Source organism: Agrobacterium sp. T29, assembly GCF_006970545.1.
GTDB classification, from domain to species: Bacteria; Pseudomonadota; Alphaproteobacteria; order Rhizobiales; family Rhizobiaceae; genus Agrobacterium; species Agrobacterium leguminum.
Window position 1 is genome coordinate 1798813 of the sequence record NZ_CP040640.1, and the last position, 26321, is coordinate 1825133.

Genomic DNA, 26321 nt, shown 5'->3' on the forward strand with positions numbered 1-26321 from the left:
ATCGTTTACTCCGCGGGAACGCCGGAACCGACGCGGAAGAAACTCCGCTCCTGCGCCCGCTTTTCGGGTCTGTGGCGTGTCAGCGCCAGAAGGAAGCCGGCGGTCACGCAGATCGCCATCATCGACGAACCGCCATAGGAAATCAGCGGCAGCGTCATGCCCTTGGCGGGCATCAGTTCCAGATTGACGCCGATATTGATCATCGACTGCATGCCGATCTGCAAAACGAGGCCGGCCACGGCAAAGCGGCAGAAATCGTCCTTTTCCTTGAAGGCGTGCGAGAGGCCGCGCAGCACGATGAAGGCGAAGATCGCGACGAGGAACATGCAGAAGACGATGCCGAATTCTTCCGCCGCCACCGAGAAGATGAAGTCGGTATGACTATCGGGAATGATGCGCTTGACGATGCCCTCGCCCGGTCCGCGACCGAACCAGTCGCCGCGAATGATAGCCTCACGCGCCGTATCCACCTGGAACGTATCGCCTTCGCCGGTCCAGAAACGGTCGATACGACCGGCCACGTGCGGCAGCATCAGATAAGCGGAGATGATGCCTCCGACGCCGACGCCACCGAGCATGATGATCCAGAACCACGGCACGCCGGCCATGAAGAACATGCCGCCCCAGACCACCGACGTCAGGATCGTCTGGCCGAAGTCCGGCTGGGCGATCAGGAGCGCCGCGACGATGCCGAAGGTGATGATGGCGAAGAGGTTGCCCGGAATTTCAGGATGGCGCGCCCGTTCGGCAAACAGCCAGGCGCAGACGATGACGAAGGCCGGCTTCATGAATTCCGATGGCTGGATCGAGAAGGTGCCGATGGAAATCCAGCGCCGCGCACCCTTGACCTCGATGCCGAAGAATAGCGCGAAGATCATCATCAGCAGCGAGGCGATCAGCATGATGACCGCCACGCGGCGCACCTGACGCGGCGACAGGAAGGACAGGCCGACCATGATCGCCAGCGAGGGCACCATGAACATCGCCTGACGCTCGACGAAGAAGAAACTGTTGAGGCCGATGCGCTCGGCAACCGCAGGCGAGGCCGCAAAGGACAGCATCAGACCGATGCCCATCAGCGCGATGAACGCCGCCAGAAAGAAACGGTCGATGGTCCAGAACCACTCCGCGACCGGACCGCGATCAACTCGGCTTACCATGGCCTTCAGCCCCCTTTTCCAGAGTCAACCAGCATCGTCATGCCATCGAGCGCCGCGACCTGCGCGACGAACGAATCGCCTCTGATCTCAAAGTTCTTATATTGATCGAAGCTTGCGCAAGCCGGGGATAACATCACGATATTGCCGGCCGTCGCATCTTTTTCCGCATCCGCCGCCGCATGTTGCACGGCCTTGTCCAGCGTGCCGGATATTTCGTAAGGCACAGCTTCGCCAAGCGTCGCGGCAAATTCCGCGGCCGCCTCGCCGATCAGATAGGCCTTGGCGATGCGCGGAAAAAGCGGCGAGAGGCTGGTGATGCCGCCCGCTTTCGGCAGACCGCCGGCGATCCAGTAGATGCGGTCGAAACTTGAAAGCGCCGGTGCCGCAGCATCGGCATTGGTGGCCTTGCTGTCGTTGACGAAGGTGACATTGCCACGTCGGCCGACCGGCTGCATACGGTGCTTGAGGCCGGGAAAAGACTTCAGGCCTGCGCGAACTTCCTCTTCGGAAACCCCGACGGCAAGGCAGGCGGCGATTGCCGCCGCAGCATTCTGCGCATTGTGGCTGCCGCGCAGGGTCTGGATACCGTCGAGATCAACCAGCAGCGCGGAAGTGCCGCCATGCGCCTGCAGGATGCGGCTGCCTTCGGCATAAAGACCTTCGGAAACGACATTGCGCTTGGAAATGCGCTCCACCTTGACACCGGCGCGTTCGATACGGTCGGCGATCAGCGTCGAATGGCTGTCATCCACACCGACAATTGCCGTGCCGCTACCTGCCACCAGCCGTTCCTTGACGTCGGCATAATGCTGCATCGTCCCATGCCGGTCGAGATGGTCAGGCGTCAGATTGAGCAGAATGCCGGCGGTCGGATTGATCGTCGGTGCGAGATCGATCTGGTAGGACGAGCACTCGACAACATAGAAGCGCTGCGCCTTCGGCGGATCGAGGCTCAGTACCGCCGTTCCGATATTGCCGCCGAGCTGCGTATCGCGGCCGGACGCCTTGAGAATATGCGCGATCAGCGCCGTCGTTGTCGACTTGCCGTTGGTGCCGGTAATCGCGATGAAAGGGCAATCCGGCGCATGCGCACGGCGCTCGCGGATGAAAAGCTCGATATCGCCGATGATCTCGACGCCTGCAGCCTTCGCAAGGTCGACCGACCAATGCGGTTTCGGATGCGTCAGCGGCACGCCGGGCGCCAGAACGAAGGAAGAGAAGCTCGGCCAGTCAATCGTCCGAAGATCCGCCGTCTTGATGCCTTCGGCCTCTGCCTTCGCGACACTGTCGGGATTGTCGTCGAAAGCAACGACATCCGCCCCGCCGGCGACCAGCGCCCGGGCCGTGACGAGACCCGAACCGCCAAGCCCGAAAAGCGCGACCTTCTTACCTTTGAACGACGTGACCGGGATCATCGCTCACCTCAGCTTCAGGGTGGCAAGGCCAAGCAGCGCGAGACCCACGGAGATGATCCAGAAACGGATCACCACCTGGCTTTCCGTCCAGCCCTTTTTCTCGAAATGGTGATGGATCGGCGCCATCAGGAAGACGCGCCTGCCGGTGCGCTTGAACCAGAAGACCTGGATGATGACCGACAGCGTTTCCATGACGAAGAGACCGCCGACGATGACCATGACGATCTCGTGCTTGGTCGCGACAGCGATGGAACCGATAAGGCCGCCAAGCGCCAGCGAGCCCGTATCGCCCATGAAGATGGCGGCGGGCGGCGCGTTGAACCACAGGAAGCCGAGGCCCGCGCCGATGACCGCACCGACGATAACGGCAAGCTCACCCGTGCCGGGCACGAAGTTGATCTGCAGGTAATTGGCGAAAACCGCGTTGCCGGCGAGATAGGCGATCACGCCGAAGGTGGCGGCCGCGATCATCACAGGCACGATGGCGAGACCATCGAGACCATCCGTCAGGTTCACGGCATTGCCCGCGCCGACGATGACAAAAGCACCGAACAGCACGAAGAAGTAGCCGAGATTGATCACGAATTCCTTGAAGAAGGGAAAGGCGATGGAACTGCCGAGCGTGCCGCCATGCGGGGCGGAAGCGAGCGCCATCTTCATCATGAAGAACACGGCAATCGCCGCGATCAGGAATTCGATGCCGAGACGGGCCTTGCCGGAAAAACCCTTGTCGCTCTGCTTCGTCACCTTCAGGTAATCGTCATAGAAGCCGATGGCTCCGAAACCGAGCGTCACCATCAAAACGGCGACGACATAGACGTTCGACAGATCGCCCCAGAGCAGCGAACCGCCGAGAATGCCGGCAAGGATCATCAGCCCGCCCATGGTCGGCGTGCCAGCCTTCTTGAAATGCGTCTGCGGACCATCGGCGCGGATGGGCTGGCCCTTGCCCTGGCGCACGCGCAGCGAATTGATGATCGCCGGTCCGAACAGGAAGACGATCAACGCAGAGGTGAACATCGCAGCACCCGCCCGGAAGGTGATGTACCGGAACAGGTTGAAGATTTGAATTTTATCCGACAGTTCGACGAGCCAGATCAGCATAATTGCCCTTTCAAAAGGCTATTTCAGACTTGGCGTTCCGTCTCGGGGAATGCCGGATACTTGTCAAGCAGGGCGGCGACAATCTTGCCGAAACCGAGGCCAAGTGACGATTTTACCATCAGCGCGTCTCCCGGTTGCACCCATTGCAGGGCGAAATCGGTCAGTTCCGCCGTCGTCGGGAACCAGATGACGGTCACACTATCAGGCAGCGCATCTCGCAATGCGGCCATCGCCTCCCCCGCCAGCCAGACATGTTCGATACCGGCCGCGAGCAGTGGGCCCGCCAACTCTTCATGCAACTGCGCGGAAAACTCGCCCATCTCCAGCATGTCGCCGAGAACGGCGACACGTCGACCGTGACCCTGCGTTTCCGTTTCCGCCAGCACGGCAATCGCCGCGCGCATGGAAGCAGGATTGGCATTGTAGCTTTCGTCGATCAGCAGGAAGGTGCCGCCGTTGATTGCCAGCTGATGGCGCTGGCCGCGCCCCTTTACCGCCTCGAGCGTTCCCAGCGCCTCGAAGGCGCGGTCGAGATTGGCGCCGGTGACGGCAACGGCGCCCAGCACGGCCATGGCGTTGTCGGCAATGTGCCGGCCGGGAATATTGATGTGCAATTCGCTGGTTTCGCCGTTCAGGATCGCCCAGATCGTCGAGCCCGTCGTCGTGCTCTCGAAATCCGCGAGGCGGAAATCCGCCTTGGCATGCTGCCCGAAGGTGAGGATATGTTCGATGCCCTGTTCCTGCGCCGCTTCTTCAAGCTGTTCGAACTGGGCGTTATCGCGGTTGAGGATGACGGAACCGCCCTCCTCCAGACCCTCGAAAATCTCCGCCTTGGCGGCGGCGATCTCTTCGATGTTCTTGAAATTGCCGAGATGGGCCGGGGCGATGGTCGTGATGATCGCCACATGCGGGCGCACCAGCTTCACCAACGGCCGGATTTCGCCGGAATGGTTCATGCCGATTTCGAACACGCCGAATTCCGTGTCGGCCGGCATACGCGCCAGCGTCAGCGGCACGCCCCAATGGTTGTTGAAGGAAGCAACCGCCGCATGCACCCGGCCTGAAGGGGCGAGCGCCTGCCGCAGCATTTCCTTGGTCGTGGTCTTGCCGACCGAACCGGTCACCGCAATGATGCGCGCCGACGTTCTTTCACGCGCCGCGATGGCGAGCTTGCCGAGTGCGGCAAGCACATCTTCCACCACGATCATCGGCACGGTCAGGCGGCCAAGCGCCGGCAGCTTGGCCTCGGCAACGACCAGAAGCCCCGCCCCGTTCGCAACGGCGAAGCTGGTGTAATCATGACCGTCCACCCGGTCGCCCTTGATGGCGAAGAACGCTTCGCCCGGCTTGACCGTCCGGCTGTCGATGGAAATGCCGGTGATTCCGGTCGGCAGATTGCCCACGGGGCGTCCTGCCGTGATGGCGATCATGTCGGCGACTGTCCATAACCAGCTCAAATCTTCGATCCTTCCAGCCCTGCCAGTGCAGCGCGCACCTGTTCATGATCGGAAAACGGCAGCGTTACCGAACCGACGATCTGCCCCTCTTCATGCCCCTTGCCTGCGACGATCAGCGTATCGCCATGCGAAAGCAGCGACACCGCATGGCGGATAGCGTCCGCCCTGTCGCCGATTTCCAATGCGCCGGGTGCCGCCGCCATGACTTCGGAACGGATCGTTGCAGCATCTTCCGAACGCGGATTGTCGTCGGTGACGATGACGATGTCGGAAAGCCGCGTCGCAACCTCGCCCATGATCGGGCGCTTGCCCTTGTCGCGGTCGCCGCCGCAGCCGAAGACGGTGATGATGCGGCCCGAGGTGAAGGGCCGGACCGAGGTCAGCACATTTTCCAGCGCATCCGGCTTGTGGGCGTAATCCACATAGGCAAGCGCACCGTTCTTCGTCTGGCCTACGAGTTCCAGACGGCCGGCAGCGCCGATCAGCTTTTCAAGCGCCTTCAGCGCGGTTGCTGCGGGAACCCCGGTGGACATGGCAAGACCGGCTGCGACGAGAGCGTTCGCAACTTGAAAATCACCCGCCAAGGGGATGTCGACTTCATAAATCTCGCCGTCATGATGCACTTCGATCATCTGCTTGTGACGGAAGTGCTCGACACGCTTCAGGGCCAGATATTCGCCCTTGCGACCGACCGTGCGCACATCGAGACCGGCTTCGCGCGCCGCACGGATCGCCTGTTGCGACCATGGATCGTCGGCGAAGATCACGGCGGGAGCGCCCTTTTCCATCAGCGTATCGAAGAGCCGCATCTTCGCGGCCATATAGTCCTCGACGGTGGGGTGATAATCCATGTGGTCGCGGCCGAGATTGGTGAAACCGGCGGCTGCCAGCCTCACTCCATCGAGACGGCGCTGGTCGAGACCATGGCTGGACGCCTCCATCGCCGCATGCGTCACACCTTCGGCCGCAAGTTCGGCCAGAAGCGCATGCAGCGTTACCGGATCGGGCGTGGTGAGCGCGCCGTAATCCTCGCGGCCGGGTGCAATCACACCTGTCGTGCCGATCTGCGCAGCGGCATGGCCGGCGAAAGCCCAGATCTGCCGCACGAAGGATGCAACGGACGTCTTTCCCGCGGTGCCGGTGACGGCGACCATGGTTTCCGGCTGTTTTCCATAAAAACGGGAAGCGGCAAGGGAGAGATAGAGGCGTGGATCGGTGACCGAAAGCACCGGCACATCGGCATCCAGCGCGTGTCCGGAAACGACAGCGACCGCGCCCTTGGCAACCGCGTCCTTCACATAGGCCGCGCCATCCGCCCTGGTGCCCGCAACCGCCACGAACAGGCTGCCGGGCGCAGCCTTGCGGCTGTCTGCGGTGATCCCCCCGATTTCGATCGCCCCGATCTCAGACAGGAGCAATTCCTTCAATTCCGGAAACGCATTTCCGGATATATCTCGCAAATTCATCGACTGTGTCCGTCTTGTCCCCCCGGCGCGAATCGCCGGAACATCATAAGCTAACAATCAATAAGACACGAGCAAGGCCGAGCCATCCTTGCCGAACTTCGGCTTCACGCCCAGCACCGCCGCCGTGCGGGTGATGATATCGCGCACCATCGGCGCTGCGGATGTGCCGGCGAGTGCCGCGCCATTGCCCTTGTCCGTCTTCGGCTCGTCGATGAAGGACAGCACGACATATTGCGGATCGTCCATTGGAAAGGCCGAGAGGAAGGCGTTGAAGTTCTTGTCGTGCACGTAACGTCCGTTGACGACCTTGTCGGCCGTGCCGGTCTTGCCGCCGACGTTGAAACCATCGACGCGCGCATTGCGGCCCGAACCGTTGACACCGTTCCATTCGAACAGGAAACGCATGTCCTTGCTGGCGCCCGGCTTCAGAACCTGCTTGGCCACCTGATCGGCCTGTTCGCGGGTACGCGGCAGGAAAGTCGGCTCGATCAGTTTGCCGCCATTGACGAGTGCAGCGCCGGCAACCGCCGTCTGCAACGGTGTCGTGGAAACGCCGTGGCCGAAGGAAATGGTAATCGAGTTGATCTTCTTCCATTCGCGCGGCTGCGACGGCAGCGCCACTTCCGGCAATTCGGTCTGCATGCGGGTCAAAAGGCCAAGCCGGGTGAGGAATTCCTTGTGGCCTTCCGTTCCCACCGTGTCGGCAATCTTGGCCGTACCGATGTTGGAGGAATACTGGAAGATTTCCGGCACCGAAAGCATCCGGCCCTTGCCGTGGAAGTCCTTGATGGTGAAACCGCCGATGCGGATCGGATAACGCGCATCGAAGGTATCGCCGAGACGAACGCGGCCCGAATCGAGACCCATGGCAATCGTGAAGGACTTGAAGGTGGACCCCATTTCGAACGTGCCGTTCGACATGCGGTTGAGCCAGCCTTCCTTGGCGCCTTCGGCCGGGTTGTTCGGATCGTAATCCGGCACGGAGGCCATGGCGAGGACTTCGCCGGTATGCACATCCAGAACCACCGCGCCGGCGCCGATCGCCTGGAACTTGGTGATGGCCGAGGTCACAACTTCGCGGACAATGGACTGCACGCGCAGATCGATGGAAAGCTTCACCGGCTCCAGCGGCTGGTCGCTGGTCATGCCAAGCGCCGTCAGATCGGCAAGGCCCTGGCTGTCGACGTAACGTTCCATGCCGGCAACGCCGCGATTGTCGATGTTGACGTGACCGACGACATGCGCAGCGGTCGGCCCGCCGGGATAAAAGCGGCGCTTTTCCGGGCGGAAGCCGACGCCTGGAATGCCGAGCGCCAGAATCTGGCTCTGCTGCTTCGGCGTCAGCTGCCGGCGCAGCCACTGGAAGCGCGAATTGGAGGAAAGCTTCTGATAGGTGCTGCGCTGGTCGAGATCCGGCAGAACCGTCCGCAGCTTCTCGATAGCCTCATCGATATCGACGATGCGATGCGGTTCGGCGAAAAGCGAGACGGTGCGAATATCGGTGGCCAGAACCTCGCCATTGCGGTCGAGAAGATCGGGGCGCGACGCCATCAAGCGGTCGGCGGGTGCGATGCTCGATACCGTTTCCTGCTCGGCCATGCCATATTGCACAAGACGCCCGCCAACGACGGCGTAAAAGGCCACAAAACCGAAAATAATGAGGCCGACACGGCTTTTCGCCTGGGCGGCGCGCTTCTTGCGGGCGCCCTCAAAAGCCGCATGGTCGGTATAAACACCGGTGGTGCTGGCGGAAAAATGAGCCTTGCTCTTCAAAACCATGACGCGGGAGAGAAAAGACATTAGCGGTTCACCGATCCTGTTATCGTGTCATCCATGTCGTCGGTTTCATCGCCCGCGACGGCGGAGACGGCCGGAGCCGCTGTGGGACGGGAAACACGCGCCCGGGGTGTCGGAACCGGAGTGCCGTTGACGGCAATCTGGCCAGCCGGCGGTGATTTCTTTTTGGTGGCCGCGCCAAGCGTCGCACCCGGCTTGGAACCGTTGACGGCGGCGGCAATGACATCCTCGACGCTCATGCCTTCCGGCTCGGGCGGCTGCGGCAGTTGCGAGCGCAGCATGGGCAGCTCGCGCGGTTGCGCCAATTGCGTCGGCAGCGTCGGCGAAAGGCCAAGCTCGTCCTGATAGGCATTCACGAGCCGGTGCAGACGGTTCGGCTGCGTCAAGAGCGCCCAGTCGGCCCTCAAAAGATCGATCGTATCCTTCTCAAGCTTGATCTCGGCCTCCAGCTTGCGGACCTCCTCAAGCTTCAGATCGGCCTTGTGCTTGATCGAATAGGTGACGACGGCCGCGGCGACCATCACACCCATCAAGATGACATCGAAAGTGCGCAGCATATCAGCCTCCCATCTTTTCAAGGCTGGCGAGATCGGGAAGCTCGAAGATCGAATAATCCGCCGCGCGCGCCGGTGCGGTCGTGCGCAGACCGGCCCGCAGTTTGGCGGATCGGGCACGCGGATTGAGTTCCGCCTCCTCATCGCTGGCGGCGATCATCGGCTTTCCGATGTTATCGAAAATGGCGGGCTTGTCCTCCACCATCGGCAGGTGCCGGGAACCGGCGGCCTTGCCCGAACGGTCGGAGAAGAATTTCTTGACGATACGGTCTTCCAGCGAATGGAAGGTTACGACGACCAGCCGGCCGCCGGGTTTCAAAACCTGCTCGGCGGCAAAAAGCGCCTGCGCCAGCTCGCCCAGCTCGTCATTGACGAAAACGCGCAGTGCCTGAAACACCCGCGTTGCGGGATGAATCTTGTCTTTGGCCTTACGCGGCGTGACGATTTCGATGAGGCCGGCCAGATCGCGGGTGGTGCGGAACGGCTCCTCCGCCCTCTTCTTCTCGATGGCGCGGGCGATGCGGCCTGGCTGCTTTTCTTCACCGAGAAAACCGAAGATGCGGATCAGATCGCTGACCTTCGCACGATTGACGACATCGGCCGCCGAAACGCCGGAACCCGACATGCGCATATCGAGGGGGCCGTTTTTCTGGAAGGAAAAACCGCGTTCGGCCTCGTCGATCTGCATGGAGGAAACGCCGATATCCAGAACGACGCCATCGAGCCCGCCTTGCGGGGCATGCTTCGCGAGATCGGAGAATTGCGACTGGATGAGGCTCAACCGGCCGCCATTGGCGGCAACCATCGCCTGGCCGCCGACGATAGCGGTCGGATCGCGGTCGAGCGCGATGACGTCGGCGCCCTGATCGAGAATGGCCTGGGTGTAGCCGCCGGCGCCGAACGTGCCGTCGAGAATGATCTTGCCGGATGACGGCTCCAGCGCGGCAATGACTTCGCGAAGCAGGACCGGTATGTGACGCTGAGGTCCGCCATCGGCATCAGAAGATCGTCCGCCTGAATTCGCCGCCATTCCGTGTCCCCGTCCTAGGCGGGGCGAGCAGCCGAAAAACCGCGCCCCGCTCTTGCTTCCGCCTGCGCCGCCAAAAACGCATTCGGTTGCCAAAGCTGAAAATGATCCGCCCGTCCGACGAAGGTGACCTCGGTGGATATGCCGGTGAATTCCCGCACGAAATCCGTCACCATCAATCGACCTTCCTGGTCGAGCTTCATGAAAACGCCGCCGCCGTGAACCAGCAGCGACATCGCGTTCGCTTGCCGCGAGAAGGCATCCATCGACGCAATCTGCCGCTCGTAGCGCTCCAGCAAATCCGGACCGCCGACACTTATGGCCGGAAAGGCGAAATCCTGAAGACAATAAAGCTCCTGAATGCCACGCCTGACCAGCACCGAACGAAACGGAGACGGAACCGAAACGCGCCCCTTGGCGTCGATCCTGTTCGTCACGTTCGATAAAAAGCGGTCCATTACTCAACTCGCCAAAACCGCATTCCGCAAAGCGAACCATCCACTTTGCAGACGACACCGGTACGCACGACACATCGCCAAGCGCCAGGGCGACGTGCCCTGCAGCAGCCCCTCGTAGGCTCCTCACTCGTTTCAGCGATTGCGGGTCAAAAACACGACCCAATGTGGTGTGCATTTGGGATATCATGGGACACTATGGGCGTCAATGGGAGAAGCCGGCACGATACCGACTTCGCATCGGAAATTCATAAGCCGTTAAGTTTAACGAATGGTTTACCGGACCGCGCGGCGATGCGCTTTCACAGCACGGGAAGATGCGGTGAAGGCGCTGTTTTTCTTTGTAAAAACAAGGAAATGGCCACACTATCCGGCTTCACGGGCAGATGGGTCAGGCCGTCAATGTCAGAAAATAATGGAATCGATGAGAAGCTCAGTCACGATGGTTTCCATCGCTGCGCTCTATATCCGCATTCTCAGGGCGCAGTGCTTCCTCATCAAACTCCTGGCCTTTAACCAGAAGACGCAGAACAACCACATCGTCCTGCTCCACCACAAAAGCGACACTGACGCTGCGTTCAAAACCGATTATGCGGAGTCCCACACGCAGTTCGTCACGCACCGTGCCCCGTTCGGGAAAGACATTCAAAGTTGAAAGAAATATGCCGATGCGATCAATGTACCGATCTGCGACAGCGGACGACCCTGATTTGCCGGCGATATTTTGATGGATATGCACCAGATCGGTCTGCGCTTCGGGTGACAGGCGCACAACGTAATACTTCATTTAAAAGCGTTTCCAGCAAAAACATGCGGCAACTTGGCATTACGAATTGCATAAATATAAATAGATAAAGGGCTTCCGACAGGTCGGAGCTATGTGCGCCCCTCACCCTTGGCAATACGCGCCCTGACCTCAGCCAAACCTTCACTGAGAGGCTTGGCCCTGCCCGGATCTGCTTTGTGAGCATCGTATGCGGATGTCACTTCTTCCTGCAACCAGCGCTCCACGGCCGCATCGCGGGCTGCCAGGGTGCGAAGGCCATCACGGATAACCTCGCTCTCCGTCGCATATTCGCCGGAAGCGACCTTTGCCTTGACCATTTCCGCCATTTCCAGGGGAAGTGTGATGCTGAAAGCTTGGGTGGTGCGCATGGTTTTCGCCTTTCATTCCCCTTGTATCACACGGTATGATTTAATCATACACATTCCTGATTATTCATGGGGGAAGCGGCATACACGAGCCGCCGCAAAGATTGAGGAAAATTTGCCAGTTGGCCTGTAAGCCGGGTTCTGTATGGCCCCGGTTTGACCCGGAACGTGGCAGCCATTCATCTGGGACGGCATTTGCATGCCGCCTCGCGCAACCCACCCGGATGACGGGCCTGGAAACCGGCTGTGAACGGGCTTTCGCCCATCCCGTGTCATCCCTATTCGGTCTTGCTCCCGGTGGGGTTTACCTTGCCGCCGCTGTTACCAGAAGCGCGGTGGGCTCTTACCCCACCCTTTCACCCTTACCATGCGATGCATGGCGGTTTGCTCTCTGTGGCACTTTCCCTGGGGTCACCCCCGCCGGACGTTATCCGGCACCGTATTTCCGTGGAGCCCGGACTTTCCTCACCTTACCGTCTTTCGACATTGGTAAAGCGCGGCTGCCCGGCCAACTGGCATGGGCTGCATAACCATGTTCCGGGGCGAAAGCCACCGAAAAGCGCAGGTAAGGATCAAAGAAATGCCGGTTTGAAATCCGTCGCAAAGGCGCTGTCGGCGATCTTTCCGTCCCGCAGCAGCACAGCGCCGAGCCGTCCGATCTCATCGGAACTCTTGGCCGCCGTGCCGTTGCCGCCGGTCAGAACCGCAATCTTCGGCGAGGCGGTGAAGCCGATGGCCGGATAACCGCTTTGCGTTTTGGAGACGACACAGGCGGCCATCGAGACACGCGAGAGATCGATGGAAGGCACCAGCGATCCGACGATCTCAGAGAGATGATCACGCACGCTTTCGCGTCCGCCGGAGCGGAACCATTCCCGGATTTCCGGGTCGCTGCCGAGCCTCTTGTCGTCGGGATCGCCGCCGATCTTCAGATAGAATTTGCCATCCGGATAGCGCACCGGCGGCAGAAGATAGATATGTTTCGTCGTGTCGCGCGGCTCATAGATCAACGACGGCATGTCCGCATATTGATCCAGATCGCCCTCATCTACCTCGAAGAAAGCGACGGTGCGTGCATAAACATCGAGGGCCACCGGCTGCGGCAGCAGATCTTTCGTGATCGAGAAGCCGCCGGCCGCCACCAGCACCCGGTCTGCGGTATAAACCGCGCCCGAGGCCGTCTCCACCCGTGCGCGACCATCCTCTTCCCGAGTCGAGACGACGATATCGTCGATAAGCGTCACGCCTGCCTTTTCAGCGAGAACAGCCTGCGCCTTCACCAGCCCACGCGGATTGACGTATCCGGCATTGTTTCTCTCAAATACCCCCTCGCAACCCGGCTCGAAGGAGAAATAGGGAAAGCGGCTTTCGAGGTTTTCCCCGTCCAGCAGTTCCGTGGACACGCCGAGCCGCGCCGCCGCCTTGCGGACATCGTCGACAAAAGGATTATCGCCGCCCCGTTCGGGCCCCACCATCAGGCAGCCGACCGGCGCATAAAATTCAACGCCGCTTCTGGCCGCAATATCGGCATAACGCGCGATCGAGCGGTTGGCGAGCAGCGCCCACTCGGCATCGCCGTCGATGGTGCGGGTAATCCGCGCCTCGTCATAGTGACTGGCGAAGACACCCTGATGCGATTTGATGTCGGCAGGTTCGCCGGGGCCGATCAACGCGACGCCATCCACCGTTTCGGCCAGATGGCGGGCGGCGGCGGCACCCATCATGCCGCGACCCACGACGATGTATCTGAAATGTCCCGACATGCCGCCCTCTTCATCCGCTCATTTCCGTCGCAACCTTGTAGCTGCTTCGTCCCTGAATGTCAGACGAAAACCGGCGACATTTCGGCGGCGAATTCATCCTCGGTCAGTTGGCCGTTCAAAAGCAGCATGGCGCCCAGCCGCCCGATTTCGTCCGAAGACTTGGCGGAGACGAAATTGCCGCCGGTCAGAACCGCGATATTGGAGGATTGCGTATAACCGATATAGGGATACCCGCTGCGGGTGATGGAGGCGACACAGGAGCCTGAGGTGACCGGGCAGCCGGCAAGCGCCGGCATCAAGGAGAGCGCCCGCTTTTTCAGAAACTCCACCTCACCCGGCGTGCCGTCCGAATGGAACCAGTCAACCGCGTCAGTGAGCGTTTCAAGCCTGCCTTTTTCGCTCTCGCCGCCGATCTTCAGATAGACCTTGCCATCGGGATAACGCACCGGCGGCAGGATGTAGACGATGTCGTCCTCGGTCTCCGCCAGTACGATGGTAGAAGGCATCGCACCGAACAGCGCCTGCCGCGCCTCATCCAGCTCGAAAAAGACGATGGTGCGACCCGTGGCCGCCATATCGACCGGAGAAGGCAGAAGCTCGGCCATGTTGGTGAACCCCCCGGCCGCTACGATGAGTTTTTCAGCCGTATGAACCGCCCCTTCTCGAGTGGAAACCTCGACGCCATGGGAAGTATCGCGAATATGCGCCGCCGTCTGGCGCACAAGCCGCGCGCCCTGTGCGACGGCAATCGTGCATTGCGCCTTCACCAAGGCGCGCGGATTGACGTGGCCGGCATATTGCGCCTCGAAATAACCGCTATGGTCGGCCGGCAGGGAGAACATCGGAAACCGGCCAGCCAGCGCATCAGTGCCGAGTGTCTCGACACCGAGACCGAGACGGTCGGCCGAGGCAAGCGCGCGCGAGACATAGTCCCCCGCAAGCCCCTTGCCGTTTCCGGTGAACAGGCAGCCCGCTTCCGTAAAAAAGCGGATGCCGCTTTTGGCCTCGATCTCCGCATAACGGCGGATGGAGCGCTGCGCGAGTTCCGCCCAGACCGGATCGCCATCAAAACCGCGGGTAATGCGCGCTTCGTCGTAATGGCTCGAAAACACACCCTGATGGGTCTTGCGATCGGCGGGTTCGTCCGGGCCGATCAGCGCCACGCCATCCGTTTGCACTGAGAGATGCCGCGCCGCAGCCGCTCCCATCATTCCGGCCCCGACGACGATATATTTGAAATCCGGCATGTCATGCTCCGTATCAGATTTGCTTCTGACTACAGCATGCCGGGCCGAACCGGAATCGCTTTTCGCAATTCCGCAGACGATCGACGGCGGCCTCAGCCGGCCAGCAGCGCCTGCACCTTGCCGCAATAGCGCTTGGACACCGGGTTCATCCGGGTGGCGCCATGGCCTGCATTGTAACGCAGGATCGTGCTGCACACCTGACCGCCGCCAAGCTGATGCGCTGTCGCCAGATATTGCATGCCCCAGCGAATATTGGTCTCGGGATCGTAGAGCGCCTTGGTCGTGCCGCGATAGCCCATCATCCGCGCCGTCGCCGGCTTGATCTGCATCAGCCCGACCTCGCCTGCGCTGCCGCGAGCCTTCGGATTGAACTTGCTTTCCACCGAAACCACGGCATGCGCCAGATTGGTGGGAACGCCGTAACGCTTGGCATATTTGACGATCAGATCGGAATAGTCGTTCCTGAGCGAGGAAGGCAGGCTTTTTTCGGGAATGGGATAACCGGGCTTGCGGAAGAAGGTCTCCAGCGTCACGGTTTTGGTCTTGACGTCCTCGTCTTTGGCAAAAGCAATCCCCGCCTGCGAAGCGAGCATAACAACGCCCGCGACGACAGCAACAACAACCCTGTTCATATGTAGAAAAAGTCTCCAGATCGGATGACAGAAACAATGAAGCGACACAAATAATCTGCGCCCGGAAAGTCGATCACGACCTTCCGCTGTCCGGTCTCCTTGATTGATATTGACGGCAGGTTCCCCTGAAGAACGACACCGCATGCAGTGACGTTCTTAAACTTCCTCAATGCGGATTAACTGTGGCACGGCAAAAAAAGCGACTTGAACGGCAAGAAAATCGGGAACGCTTTTCCAGAATTCGCGTTCAGGCGGCCGAAAATCTCGGCAGGCTGGCGATCAGCCGATGCAACGTGTCGATGGTGGAGAAATCCGCGATGCCATCCACCAGAGCGGGACGGAAATGCCGCTGGAAGGCAGCCACGGCGCCTTCGGTTTTTTCGCAATAAGCGCCTGTAATTTCAACGCCATAACCATAGATGGACAGCATCGACTGCAGCGCTTCGACCGGTTGGCCATGATCGCCGCGCTGGAAAAAACGGCCGCCACGGATCGGCGCAGGCTCCACCCAATGGCCGACACCGTGCTGCGACAGGATGTCCCACGGGAATTTTTCACCCGGATCGACCTTGCGGATCGGCGCGACATCCGAGTGCGCCAGCACCCTTTCCGGGGCGATAGACCAGCGCTGGCCGCAATCGCGACACAATTCGATGACGGCTTCCACCTGTTTCTTCGGAAATTCCGGCAGGCCGCCGGGATGGCCCTGATTGGCGATCTCGATGCCGATGGAGCGGGAATTGATGTCCTCATCCCCCGCCCAGATGCTTTTGCCCGCGTGCCAGGCACGGCGGGTTTCAGGAACCATCTGAATGACGCGCCCGTCCTCGAAGACGAAATAATGGCTGGAAACCTGACTTTCCGGATTGCAGAGCCACGACAGCGCGCCGTCGGCTGTCGTCATGCCGGTATAATGCAGCAGGATAATATCGGGGCCGGCCACACCCAGCCTTTCGCCATGGTTAGGCGAAGGCGCAACGGCTGCGCCCCCGAAATCCGGGGTAAAATCCGGCAGACATTCACTCATGCGACGCGGCGTTCTTTCTCGATGGCCGCATAGGCGGCGTTGAGAGCCGCCATACGCTCATTCGCAGCCGCATGCAATTCCATGGGAACGCCGCGTGCAATGAGCTTGTCAGGATGGTGTTCGGCAACCAGCGAACGATAACGCCGGCGAATATCGGAAAAATCGTCGGAGGGCGAAACGCCGAGCACGCGATAGGGGTCGCGCCCGTCCATATGGACATGCCGCGCCATGATCGTTTCGAAGTGATCTTCGGTGATACGGAAGATTTCCGCGATCCGGCCGAGGAAGGCCAGTTCCCGCTCATGGATCAGCCCATCGGCCTTGGCGATGTGGAACAGGCCGTCGATGACGCTTTCCAGCATCTCGCAATTGGCGTGTCCGGAACCGCACAGACCGGCAAGCCGCTCGGCATAGGCCTCGTAACCGGCAACGTCCTGACGGGCGAGATTATAAAGACGGGCAACGTTCTTGGCTTCTTCTTCCGGAAAATCGAAGATTTGCCGGAAGGCGCGCACCTCGGCATCGTTGACGACACCGTCGGCCTTCGCCATCTTGGCGGAAAGCGCGATGATGGCCACGGAAAAGGAAACCTTGCGGCGCGTCTCCGGATCGCCCTCGAAAAGGGTGCGGATGGCTTCCACCACGCGCCCGAGCGCACCGCCTGCCGCGTCGCCGATTGCGCCGAGCAGCCGTTCCCACAGGGATGAAATTTGCAGACAGGCGAAATCGAACATCATGCGACAAGCATGACGGGATATTGCCGCGAATGCAATATGTCCAGCGGGCCGGCGGCATTAACTTTTATTCATCTTTGCGACAGTTTTGCTTCAGGAACAAGAGTGCCACAGACGATGGGGCCATGGTTTTCCACAGACGACGGGGAGCCGGCCACCGGCTATGCCGATTGAAACGATTATATTCCGCCACTTTGCTCAAGCCGCTGAAAAACCGCGAGAAATCGGCGTTTTTCTTTATAAATTCACTTTACACCTACACGCGGCTGTCGCATCCATTTGCCAGACATGTCTTTGGGTATATGTGAAAAGGAGAGCCATGATGGCCAAACAGAAAGTCGCAATGCTGACCGCGGGTGGCCTTGCGCCCTGTCTCTCTTCGGCCGTGGGCGGCCTGATCGAGCGTTATAGCGACATTGCGCCTGATATCGACATCGTGGCCTATCGCTCCGGTTATCAGGGCGTGCTTCTGGGTGACCGTATCGAGATCACCAGGGATATGCGGGAAAAGGCGCATCTGCTGCACCGTTACGGCGGCTCGCCGATCGGCAACAGCCGCGTCAAGCTCACCAATGCCGCCGATTGCGCCAAGCGCGGTCTGGTCAAGGAAGGCGACAACCCGCTTCGCGTCGCGGCTGACCGGCTGGCGGCTGACGGCATCACCATTCTCCATACCATCGGCGGTGACGACACCAACACGACGGCTGCGGACCTTGCCGCCTATCTCGGTGCCAACGGCTACAATCTCACCGTTGTCGGCCTGCCGAAGACGGTGGATAACGACGTTGTGCCGATCAAGCAGTCGCTCGGCGCCTGGACGGCCGCCGAAGTCGGCGCCTCCTTCTTCGACAATGTCAGCAACGAACAGAGCGCAGCACCCAAGACCTTCGTCATCCACGAAGTCATGGGCCGCCATTGCGGCTGGCTGACAGCCGCCACCGCCCGCGCCTATATCCAGAAGACCAACGGCAATGACTATGTCGAAGGCCTGATGATGAACACGCAGATGAAGAACATCGACGGCATCTACCTGCCGGAAATGGCCTTCGACATCGAGGCGGAGGCCGAGCGCCTGAAGGAAATCATGGACAGGAACGGTTATGTCACGCTGTTCGTTTCCGAAGGTGCGGGCCTCGATTCCATCGTCGCCGAACGCGAAGCCTCCGGCGAGGCTGTCAAGCGCGACGCTTTCGGCCATGTGAAGATCGACACCATCAATGTCGGTGGCTGGTTCCAGAAGCAGTTCGCCAGCCTCATCGGCGCGGAACGCTCCATGGTGCAGAAATCGGGCTATTTCGCCCGCTCCGCGCCCGCCAATGGCGATGATCTGCGCCTCATTCAGGGCATGGTCGATCTCGCCGTCGAAAGCGCACTTAACAAGGTCTCCGGCGTCACCGGCCATGACGAAGACCAGAATGGCAAATTGCGGACCATCGAGTTTCCGCGTATCAAGGGCGGAAAGCATTTCGACCTCTCTGCAAAATGGTTTACCGAAGTGATGGAACACGTCGGTCAGCCGTTCACAGCGGCCTGATTTTACGATAGGCTAAAATAATACGGCGACAGGGAGGGCAAGGAGGAAGAGAATGTCTGGACAGGCCTGGCTGATTTTTTGTGCAGCATGTGCCGTTGTGTTCGCACTCCCCTCTCCCCTCGTATTCTCTGTCGCCTCCTATGCCGCCATTCGCGGCAAAAAGACGGTCTTTGCCTCCGTCATCGGCGGCGCGCTCGGCATCGTCACGGCCATGACGATTTCCGCCATTCCGGTGGCCGGTCTCGTCTGGCTGCCGCAATCCTTCGTGGAAATCGTGCAATGGGCCGGCATTGGCTGGCTGATGCTGTTCCTCCTGTGGACCTTCGCCACGCCTGCCGCCCAGGCGGCCAATGCCGATAATGACAATCTGCCGGGCAAATCCTGGAGTGGCATTTTCCGCGATTGTTACGCTATTGCCGCCCTGCGCCCGCGCTACTTCGCTTTCTTTCTGGCGTTGCTGCCGCAATTCATGTCCACCTCCGGCAATGCAATTGAAACGCTCGCCATGGCGCAAGCCGCCATCCTGCTTCTGGCGCTGGTGATTCTGACCGCGCAGGCGCTGTTTGCCGGGCTTACTCTGGCGATGGTGCGCCGCATGTCGGGCGATAAAAAAATCCGGCCGAAATACCGCACCCACTTCATTTCCGGCCGCGCCGTCAGCGCCGGATACAGGCGCATCGCGGCGTGAAAAACCGCCCGAAAACCGGGGAGAAACGTCCCGGCTTGCCGCTATCCTTACAATAGGTTAATGAAGGCGCGACGGGACACTGCCTGCTTCGCTCGACGCGGGGGTATCGAAAGACAGGCATAACGAAGGCGGCAACATGCGAAATTCGGGAAAATTCCGCGGAAGAAGTGCACTTCTTCTGTCTTCCACCGTGGGTCTGGCACTGGCATTAAGCGCATGCACCAGCGTCGAATATACCGCAAAGGAAGGGCCGAACGGCCCGAAGATCGCAACAGTCAATCCCGCGACCACTCCTGCGCAAACATCGGCGCAGCCGGCAACGGCCGAAGCAGCAGCGGGCGCGACCCCGGCAGCAGCAACGGTGCAGACCGCCGAAACCACAACCCCTTCCCAGCCTGCAGCACTTCCTACCGCCGTCGCCGTTAAGGGCGGACGCGTGGCGCTGCCGCCGGCTTCTGAAATTGCTGCAGCCGCAGCCATCGCCGCCCAGATGCAACCGCAGCAGAACGAAGTCGCCCAAGCGAGTGTGACGACATCTGCGCCGACCACGGCCACGGCGCTCGCACCGACAAGCGCCACTCCGGCGGCCGCAGCCATCGAAACGGCTGACGTGGCGGCCAAGCCGGCTGCCCACAATGCCGCCGCCGATCTGCCGCAGGTGGTTGCCGTCAAGGGCAGCTTCCCGCCTGCACCGCCGCCGCCCGGCTCGCCCTCCATCGGCACCGAACTGACGGCGGAACGCAAAGTCATTCCGCTGCCGAAGCCGGACAGCACGGTTCTGGCCTATGCCGCCGGCCCCACCAATGCCGCGCTGGCCGCCATCCGCCAGAACGAATCGATGACGGCGCCCCTCAATTCCGCGCCGGCCGGACGCGAAAAGCTGAGCGGCCTCATTACCAAATACGCCACCATGTATGATGTGCCGGAAGATCTGGTTCACCGCGTCGTGCAGCGCGAGAGCCGATATAACCCCGGCGCCTATAGCAGCGGCAATTTCGGCCTGATGCAGATCCGGCACGCCACGGCACGCTCCATGGGCTTCGATGGCCCCGCCTCCGGCCTGTTCGATGCGGAAACCAATCTCAAATACGCCGTCAAATATCTGCGCGGCGCATGGGTTGTGGCGGGCAACGACCGCGACAACGCGGTCCGGCTTTATGCGCGCGGTTATTATTACGACGCCAAGCGCAAGGGCATGCTGCACGTTCTGCGCAAGTGATTGCCTCCGGCTCCGTTATGCGAATGCAACCGCGCGGCTTTTCTCAAGCCGCCGGGTATTTTCATTTCGTCATCCTGATTGGGCGGCGCGAGCTGATTTTCCACCGACACCCCTATTCCCCGCCTTTGCCCACAGCCCCTGTCATCAAATTGTAGTGTCACGGCTGTAGACGCCTCTCAATCGACTGAGAGGTGAACATATGACGAGTGCGGCACCCAAGACCGGCTTCAGCAAGAACACAAAACTGAAGTCCGCATTGCTCCAGCACAAGGCACTCTCCAAAAGCGGTCTGTCCGAGCGCTTCTTCGGCGTCCTCTTTTCCGGCCTCGTCTATCCGCAGATATGGGAAGACCCGGAAATCGACATGGAAGCGATGGAGCTTGGCGAAGGCCACCGCATCGTCACCATCGGCTCGGGCGGCTGCAACATGCTGGCCTATCTCTCCCGCAATCCGGCCAGCATCGATGTCGTGGACCTCAACCCGCACCACATCGCGCTGAACAAACTCAAGCTCGCCGCCTTCCGCCATCTGCCCGCCCATCAGGACGTGGTGCGCCACTTCGGCCGCGCCAATACGCGCAGCAACAGCCACGGTTACGACCGCTTCATCGCCGAGCATCTCGACGCCACAACCAAGGCTTACTGGTCGAAGCGCACCCTTTCCGGCCGCCGCCGCATCTCTGTCTTCGACAGAAATATCTATCGCACCGGCCTGCTCGGCCGCTTCATCGGCGCTGGCCATCTCATGGCCCGGCTGCACGGCGTGAAACTCACCGAAATGGCCAAGACCCGCACGCTGGACGAACAGCGCCAGTTTTTCGACAGCAAGGTGGCACCGCTGTTCGACAAGCCGGTCGTGCGCTGGCTGACGAAGCGCAAAAGCTCGCTGTTCGGCCTCGGCATTCCGCCCCGGCAATATGACGAGCTGGCCAGCCTTTCCGCCAATGGCACAGTTGCATCCGTGCTCAAAGAGCGGCTGGAAAAGCTCGCCTGCAACTTCCCGCTCAGCGACAATTATTTCGCCTGGCAGGCCTTTGCGCGCCGTTATCCCGAGCCGCATGAGGGCGCGTTGCCCGCCTATCTCAAGCCGGAATATTACGAGACGATCCGCAACAACACCGCCCGCGTCGCCGTGCACCACGCCACCTATACCGAGCTTCTGTCCAGAAAGCCGGCAAGCGCCGTCGACCGCTATATCCTCCTCGATGCGCAGGACTGGATGACGGACACACAGCTCAACGAATTGTGGTCGCAGATCAGCCGCACCGCCGCGCCCAGTGCGCGCGTCATCTTCCGCACCGCGGCCGAAAAGAGCGTCATCGAAGGCCGGCTTTCGCCTGACATCCGCAACCAGTGGGTCTATCTCGAAGAGCGCTCCAACGAGCTCAACGCCATGGACCGCTCGGCCATCTACGGCGGCTTCCATATCTACCAGAGGGCTGTGGCATGAAAACCATCGGCGAGAATGTGGGCCTTGCAGACAGCGCGCATGCGAGCCTGATGGACCGCATGTATCGCCACCAGCGGCATATCTACGATATCACCCGCAAATATTACCTTCTCGGCCGTGACCGGACCATTTCCGGCCTCGATGTGCCGAAGGGCGGCACGCTGTTGGAAGTCGGCTGCGGCACCGGCCGCAACCTGCTGCAGGCCAGCCGCAAGTTTCCGCAGGCGAGACTGTTCGGCCTCGACATCTCCGCCGAAATGCTGCTGACCGCAGCCGAGAATTTCGCCGGCAAGGCGGAACGCCCCATTCTGCGCGTGGCCGATGCCACCGCTTTTCGCGCCTCCGAATTCGGCCAGCCCGATGGCTTCGACCGCGTCATGATCCCCTATGCGTTGTCGATGATACCGGACTGGGAAAAGGCGATCGAACAGGCGCTCACGGCGCTGAAACCCGGCGGCTCGCTGCATATCGTCGATTTCGGCCAGCAGGAACAATTGCCGAAGTGGTTCCGCACCCTTCTGCAAGCCTGGCTTACCCGTTTCCACGTCACGCCCCGCGCCAATCTTCGCTATGTTCTGGCCAATATGGCCGGCCGTTTTGACGGTAATCTCGAATTCGAGGAAATCGCCCGGGGTTATGCCTGGCGGGCTGTCATCACGCTTCCGGTTGCCGAAGCGCAGCAGCCGAAAATCCACCGCATCCTGGCCGACGCCTGATTCCCGGCGGATTGCAAAACCCGCCTGCGCGCCTGTGGCGTTGCCTTCAAGGCTCCGCCCGGCGAGGTTTCAGCAGTAAAAATCGCAAATCGCTTCAAATCCAGCGGCTTGCGAGATGCAAAAAAGCACCTTGCCCCTTGCCATAACCGCTTGTTTACCATGTTATGCGTAAATCGGGAGATACGGCGCGCCGTTTTGCGGCCGCGGGATGGGCAACACTTTCATCAGGGTTTCAATGCGGCTGCGTTTATCGGCACTATTGTCGGCTTTGCTGTTGATCGGCGGCTGCACCTCCACCAGCTATGACCTGCTGGAAACCGCATCCGTTTCCAGGCCGAAATTTTCCGATACCGATCCGCAGGATTTCGGCACGAACAACCCGCACCGCCATGAGGTGCACGGCATCGACGTGTCCAAATGGAATGGCGATGTCGACTGGCCGACCGTTCGCAAATCGGGCGTGTCCTTCGTCTTCATCAAGGCGACGGAGGGATCGGATCGCATCGATCCGAAATTCGGCGACCATTGGCGCAGCGCGGCGGCGGCAGATGTTCTGCACGCGCCCTACCACTTCTATTATTTCTGTTCGACAGCAGACGCGCAGGCCGACTGGTTCATTCGCAACGTGCCGAAGGAGGCCGTCACCCTTCCCCCGGTTCTCGACGTGGAATGGAACCCGGCCTCGCCCACCTGCAAGACGCGCCCGGCGCCCGGCATCGTTCGCGCCGAGATGCAGCGTTTCCTCGACCGCATCGAAGCCCACTATGGCAAGCGTCCGATCATCTATACCTCGGTCGACTTCCACCGCGACAATCTCGTCGGCCAGTTCAAGGATTACCACTTCTGGGTCCGCTCCGTCGCCGCCCATCCGGCCAAGATTTACGAAGACCGCAAATGGGCCTTCTGGCAATATACTGCAACCGGCGTCGTGCCCGGCGTGAAGGGTCCGACCGACATCAATGTCTTTGCCGGAACGGAGAAAAACTGGCGGAAATGGATTGCTTCCGCCAAATAACAGGGCCAAGAAGCAACACTTTTGAAAAATCGGCGTTGTTCTGCAACGTCAGATCATTCGGTCCGTTTTTTTGTCGCAAACATATGGGTAAAGCGGGCTAACAACCTATCGAGGAAATTCCCATGCCCACGTTCCGGTCGCGCAGCATCGTTTTTGCCGCCGCTTTGTCGCTTCTTTCCACCGGCTCCGCCCTCGCCACACCGCCAGTGGCCGCGCCCGATGATCCCAAGCAGGTTGCCTGCGGCGGCGATCTCGGTGCATTTCTCGAAGGCGTGAAAGCCGATGCGCTTGCCAAGGGCATTCCGGCCGATGCGATCCAGAAGGCGCTTGCCGGCGCGCAGATCGACCCGAAGGTGCTCTCGCGTGACCGTGCACAGGGCGTCTTCCGCCAGACCTTCCTGGAATTCTCCCAGCGCACCGTCAGCCAGGCCCGTCTGGATATCGGCCGCAAGAAACTTCAGGAACTCTCCTCCACCTTCGCCCGCGCCGAAAACGAATTCGGTGTTCCGGCCGGCGTCATCGCCGCCTTCTGGGCCATGGAGACGGATTTCGGCGCCGTTCAGGGCGATTTCAACACCCGCAACGCGCTGGTGACCCTCTCGCATGATTGCCGCCGCCCGGAACTCTTCCGCCCGCAGCTGCTGGCGCTGATCGAAATGGTCCAGCACGGCGATCTCGATCCCGCCGCCAATACCGGCGCATGGGCCGGTGAAATCGGCCAGGTGCAGATGCTGCCCAAGGACATCATCGCCTTCGGCGTCGACGGCGATGGCGACGGCCATATCAACGTCAAGAGCAGCGCCCCGGATGCGATCCTGACGGCTGCGAAGTTCATCCAGCATCTCGGTTTCAAGAAGGGCGAACCCTGGATTCAGGAAGTCTCGCTGCCGGAAAACCTGCCCTGGGAAAAATCCGGCCTCGGCGGTCCGCTGACCGCGGGTGACTGGTTCGCGCTGGGCGTCACCCCGCGCGACGGCAACAGAAACTTCGCCACCCTGCCCGCTGCCCTCATCATGCCGCAGGGACGCAAGGGACCGACCTTCATCACCTATCCGAACTTCAACATCTATCTGGAATGGAACCAGTCGTTCATCTACACGACCTCGGCCGCCTATTTCGCCACCCGCCTCATGGGCTCTCCCGTCTATAACAAGGGCAACCCGGAGCCCGGTTTCGACGATGCGACCATGAAGGAGCTTCAGACCAAGCTCGAAGCGCGCGGCCACAATGTCGGCAAGGTTGACGGCATTCTCGGTTCCGGCACCCGCGTCGCCATCCAGAAGGAGCAGCAGCGTCTCGGACTGCCCGCCGATGGCTGGCCTTCGACCGCACTTCTGCAGGCGCTTTAAGCAATCTTAACGGCGCCTTCCGGCCCTTAATCTGTCGGACGGAATCAAGGCATAAAGTGTTAATCTCGACCTGATGACTGGGGATAACACCCCGGTCATTTACTTTTTTTAAACATATGAAGCACTGCGTGATAAGAAAATAATCCTTTATTTTCAAATAATTACAGAAATTTCTTTTTTACGTCGTCTGGAGACGTGCTGCACTGCATCACAAAAACCGCTTTTCAACCGCCACAAAACGGTCATATTATCGAACCTGTCAACAAGAGGAGGCACCCATGGGACTTACAAAATCTCTCAATGCCTTGGCAGTCGGTTTGGCGTTTTTGTTCGTAGCGATGATGCTTTTCATCTGACGAGACGTGAAGACCAAACGCAGATAAGAACCGTAGATGACACGAGTTTAAAAAGCGCAGGCCCTGAGGGACCTGCGCTTTTTTCATGTCGGTAATCCGCTGTGGTAAAATCAGGCGGCGCTGCGGCGCAGACGCTCCAGACCGAGATTTTCAAGCACCGCGTCAACCAACGGCGCGCGGTTCATGGTGTAGAGGTGGAACTCATTGATGCCACGCCGCTGCAGATCGGCGATCTGCTCGGCGGCAACCTCCGCGGCCACGCGGGCACGACCTTCCAGATCGTCGTCATAACCTTCGAAACGCTCATCCAGAAAACCGGGAATGCTGGTGCCGCAGCGACCGGCGAAACGCTTGAGCTGGGTGAGGTTCTGGATCGGCATGATGCCCGGAACCACCGGAATGGTGATGCCTGCCGCCGTAACCCTCTCCATATAGCGCTCGAACACGTCATTATCGAAGAAGAACTGCGTCAGCGCCCGCGTCGCGCCATTATCAGCCTTGCGCTTCAGCATATCGATATCGACCGCTTCGCTTGCGCTTTCCGGGTGCTTTTCCGGATAGGCCGACACGGAAATCTCGAAATCGGCAATTTCACGCAGCCCCTTCACCAGAGCGGCGGCGTTCTCATACCCTTCGGGATGCGGCTTATAGGCCGTGCCGATGCCCGTGGAGGGATCGCCGCGCAGCGCCACGAAATGACGAACGCCGGCATTGCGAAACTCTTCGATAACCTGATGCACGTCCTCACGGCTGGCATCCACGCAGGTCAGATGCGCGGCAGTCGCCAGATGGCTGTCGCCGATCATCCGGCGCACCGCATCCAGCGTCGGCGCCTTGGTGGAACCGCCGGCGCCATAGGTGACGGACACGAAATCCGGGTTCCATTTCTTCAGTTCGGCAACCGTTTCCCAGAGCTGGGTTTCCATCTCGGGATTCTTGGGCGGGAAAAACTCGAAAGACAACCGGATATCGCCATTTTGGCGCGCGGTTTCCGACCTCAACAT

At 60.4% G+C, this 26321-nt stretch carries 24 protein-coding genes and 1 other RNA gene; 7 read left to right on the forward strand and 18 right to left on the reverse strand.

From position 1 onward, the window contains the following. Nucleotides 1-5 precede the first annotated feature (5 nt). The 17 genes from ftsW to FGF54_RS09260 form a co-directional block, all read right to left on the reverse strand. Nucleotides 6-1160, reverse strand: coding sequence for a putative lipid II flippase FtsW (ftsW, locus tag FGF54_RS09180; RefSeq protein ID WP_003522198.1), 1155 nt, complete (start codon nucleotides 1158-1160; stop codon nucleotides 6-8). Between the two features lie 5 nt (nucleotides 1161-1165). Next, nucleotides 1166-2575 (reverse strand): UDP-N-acetylmuramoyl-L-alanine--D-glutamate ligase, encoded by a 1410-nt coding sequence (gene murD / locus FGF54_RS09185; protein ID WP_142779477.1) that lies wholly within the window; start codon nucleotides 2573-2575, stop codon nucleotides 1166-1168. A 3-nt stretch (nucleotides 2576-2578) separates the two neighbouring features. Further along, complete coding sequence (gene mraY, locus FGF54_RS09190; RefSeq protein WP_003522196.1) at nucleotides 2579-3679, reverse strand: phospho-N-acetylmuramoyl-pentapeptide-transferase; 1101 nt, start codon at nucleotides 3677-3679, stop codon at nucleotides 2579-2581. Nucleotides 3680-3702: 23 nt separating this feature from the next. Further along, on the reverse strand, nucleotides 3703-5136 hold the full coding sequence (locus FGF54_RS09195; RefSeq protein WP_035263158.1) for a UDP-N-acetylmuramoylalanyl-D-glutamyl-2,6-diaminopimelate--D-alanyl-D-alanine ligase: 1434 nt from the start codon (nucleotides 5134-5136) through the stop codon (nucleotides 3703-3705). Beyond that, a complete protein-coding gene (locus FGF54_RS09200; protein ID WP_035263157.1) occupies nucleotides 5133-6602 on the reverse strand; it encodes a UDP-N-acetylmuramoyl-L-alanyl-D-glutamate--2,6-diaminopimelate ligase in 1470 nt (489 codons plus the stop codon). Before FGF54_RS09200 ends, FGF54_RS09195 begins: the two co-directional genes overlap by 4 nt. A 57-nt stretch (nucleotides 6603-6659) precedes the next feature. Beyond that, nucleotides 6660-8402 (reverse strand): penicillin-binding protein 2, encoded by a 1743-nt coding sequence (locus FGF54_RS09205; RefSeq protein ID WP_003522193.1) that lies wholly within the window; start codon nucleotides 8400-8402, stop codon nucleotides 6660-6662. Then, nucleotides 8402-8956: a hypothetical protein gene (locus FGF54_RS09210; protein WP_020811527.1), complete on the reverse strand. Its 555-nt coding sequence runs from the start codon at nucleotides 8954-8956 to the stop codon at nucleotides 8402-8404. Before FGF54_RS09210 ends, FGF54_RS09205 begins: the two co-directional genes overlap by 1 nt. 1 nt (nucleotide 8957) lies before the next feature. After that, a complete protein-coding gene (gene rsmH, locus FGF54_RS09215; protein WP_142779478.1) occupies nucleotides 8958-9983 on the reverse strand; it encodes a 16S rRNA (cytosine(1402)-N(4))-methyltransferase RsmH in 1026 nt (341 codons plus the stop codon). A 14-nt stretch (nucleotides 9984-9997) separates the two neighbouring features. Continuing rightward, a complete protein-coding gene (gene mraZ / locus FGF54_RS09220) occupies nucleotides 9998-10438 on the reverse strand; it encodes a division/cell wall cluster transcriptional repressor MraZ (RefSeq protein ID WP_142779479.1) in 441 nt (146 codons plus the stop codon). A 430-nt stretch (nucleotides 10439-10868) separates the two neighbouring features. Next, a complete protein-coding gene (locus tag FGF54_RS09225; protein WP_142779480.1) occupies nucleotides 10869-11222 on the reverse strand; it encodes a type II toxin-antitoxin system RelE/ParE family toxin in 354 nt (117 codons plus the stop codon). Nucleotides 11223-11311: 89 nt separating this feature from the next. Then, entirely contained in the window at nucleotides 11312-11590 is a 279-nt protein-coding gene (locus FGF54_RS09230) for a type II toxin-antitoxin system ParD family antitoxin (RefSeq protein ID WP_059756642.1), read from the reverse strand. Nucleotides 11591-11701: 111 nt separating this feature from the next. Beyond that, nucleotides 11702-12103: RNase P RNA component class A (gene rnpB, locus FGF54_RS09235), an RNA gene on the reverse strand. Between the two features lie 56 nt (nucleotides 12104-12159). Beyond that, nucleotides 12160-13350, reverse strand: coding sequence for an FAD-dependent oxidoreductase (locus tag FGF54_RS09240; RefSeq protein ID WP_142779481.1), 1191 nt, complete (start codon nucleotides 13348-13350; stop codon nucleotides 12160-12162). A gap of 59 nt (nucleotides 13351-13409) precedes the next feature. Further along, the gene (locus FGF54_RS09245; protein WP_142779482.1) at nucleotides 13410-14597 is read right to left on the reverse strand and encodes an FAD-dependent oxidoreductase; all 1188 of its coding nucleotides are present in this window, start codon (nucleotides 14595-14597) and stop codon (nucleotides 13410-13412) included. A gap of 92 nt (nucleotides 14598-14689) precedes the next feature. After that, on the reverse strand, nucleotides 14690-15229 hold the full coding sequence (locus FGF54_RS09250; protein ID WP_003522187.1) for a lytic transglycosylase domain-containing protein: 540 nt from the start codon (nucleotides 15227-15229) through the stop codon (nucleotides 14690-14692). A 247-nt stretch (nucleotides 15230-15476) separates the two neighbouring features. Further along, nucleotides 15477-16256: an N-acetylmuramoyl-L-alanine amidase gene (locus tag FGF54_RS09255; RefSeq protein ID WP_142779483.1), complete on the reverse strand. Its 780-nt coding sequence runs from the start codon at nucleotides 16254-16256 to the stop codon at nucleotides 15477-15479. Continuing rightward, nucleotides 16253-16993: a DnaJ family molecular chaperone gene (locus tag FGF54_RS09260; protein ID WP_003522185.1), complete on the reverse strand. Its 741-nt coding sequence runs from the start codon at nucleotides 16991-16993 to the stop codon at nucleotides 16253-16255. The genes FGF54_RS09255 and FGF54_RS09260 overlap by 4 nt, the downstream gene beginning before the upstream one ends. A gap of 319 nt (nucleotides 16994-17312) precedes the next feature. On the opposite strand from FGF54_RS09260, the gene FGF54_RS09265 reads away from it, so the two are divergent. The 7 genes from FGF54_RS09265 (at nucleotide 17313) to FGF54_RS09295 (ending at nucleotide 24961) form a co-directional block, all read left to right on the forward strand. Next, complete coding sequence (locus tag FGF54_RS09265; protein ID WP_142780188.1) at nucleotides 17313-18524, forward strand: pyrophosphate--fructose-6-phosphate 1-phosphotransferase; 1212 nt, start codon at nucleotides 17313-17315, stop codon at nucleotides 18522-18524. A 52-nt stretch (nucleotides 18525-18576) separates the two neighbouring features. Further along, a complete protein-coding gene (locus FGF54_RS09270; RefSeq protein WP_142779484.1) occupies nucleotides 18577-19212 on the forward strand; it encodes a LysE family translocator in 636 nt (211 codons plus the stop codon). Between the two features lie 136 nt (nucleotides 19213-19348). Next, nucleotides 19349-20431, forward strand: coding sequence for a lytic transglycosylase domain-containing protein (locus FGF54_RS09275; RefSeq protein WP_142779485.1), 1083 nt, complete (start codon nucleotides 19349-19351; stop codon nucleotides 20429-20431). 199 nt (nucleotides 20432-20630) lie between these two features. Continuing rightward, on the forward strand, nucleotides 20631-21881 hold the full coding sequence (locus FGF54_RS09280) for a DUF3419 family protein (protein WP_142779486.1): 1251 nt from the start codon (nucleotides 20631-20633) through the stop codon (nucleotides 21879-21881). After that, complete coding sequence (locus tag FGF54_RS09285; protein WP_168208042.1) at nucleotides 21878-22597, forward strand: class I SAM-dependent methyltransferase; 720 nt, start codon at nucleotides 21878-21880, stop codon at nucleotides 22595-22597. The genes FGF54_RS09280 and FGF54_RS09285 overlap by 4 nt, the downstream gene beginning before the upstream one ends. Nucleotides 22598-22832: 235 nt before the next feature. Continuing rightward, nucleotides 22833-23612, forward strand: a complete 780-nt coding sequence (locus FGF54_RS09290) for a GH25 family lysozyme (protein WP_125145581.1) — start codon at nucleotides 22833-22835, stop codon at nucleotides 23610-23612. A 122-nt stretch (nucleotides 23613-23734) separates the two neighbouring features. Next, nucleotides 23735-24961 (forward strand): lytic murein transglycosylase, encoded by a 1227-nt coding sequence (locus FGF54_RS09295; RefSeq protein WP_003522178.1) that lies wholly within the window; start codon nucleotides 23735-23737, stop codon nucleotides 24959-24961. Nucleotides 24962-25427: 466 nt separating this feature from the next. Here the strand turns inward: FGF54_RS09295 and metF are convergent, their stop codons facing one another. Beyond that, nucleotides 25428-26321, reverse strand: coding sequence for a methylenetetrahydrofolate reductase [NAD(P)H] (metF, locus tag FGF54_RS09300; protein WP_168208043.1), 894 nt, complete (start codon nucleotides 26319-26321; stop codon nucleotides 25428-25430).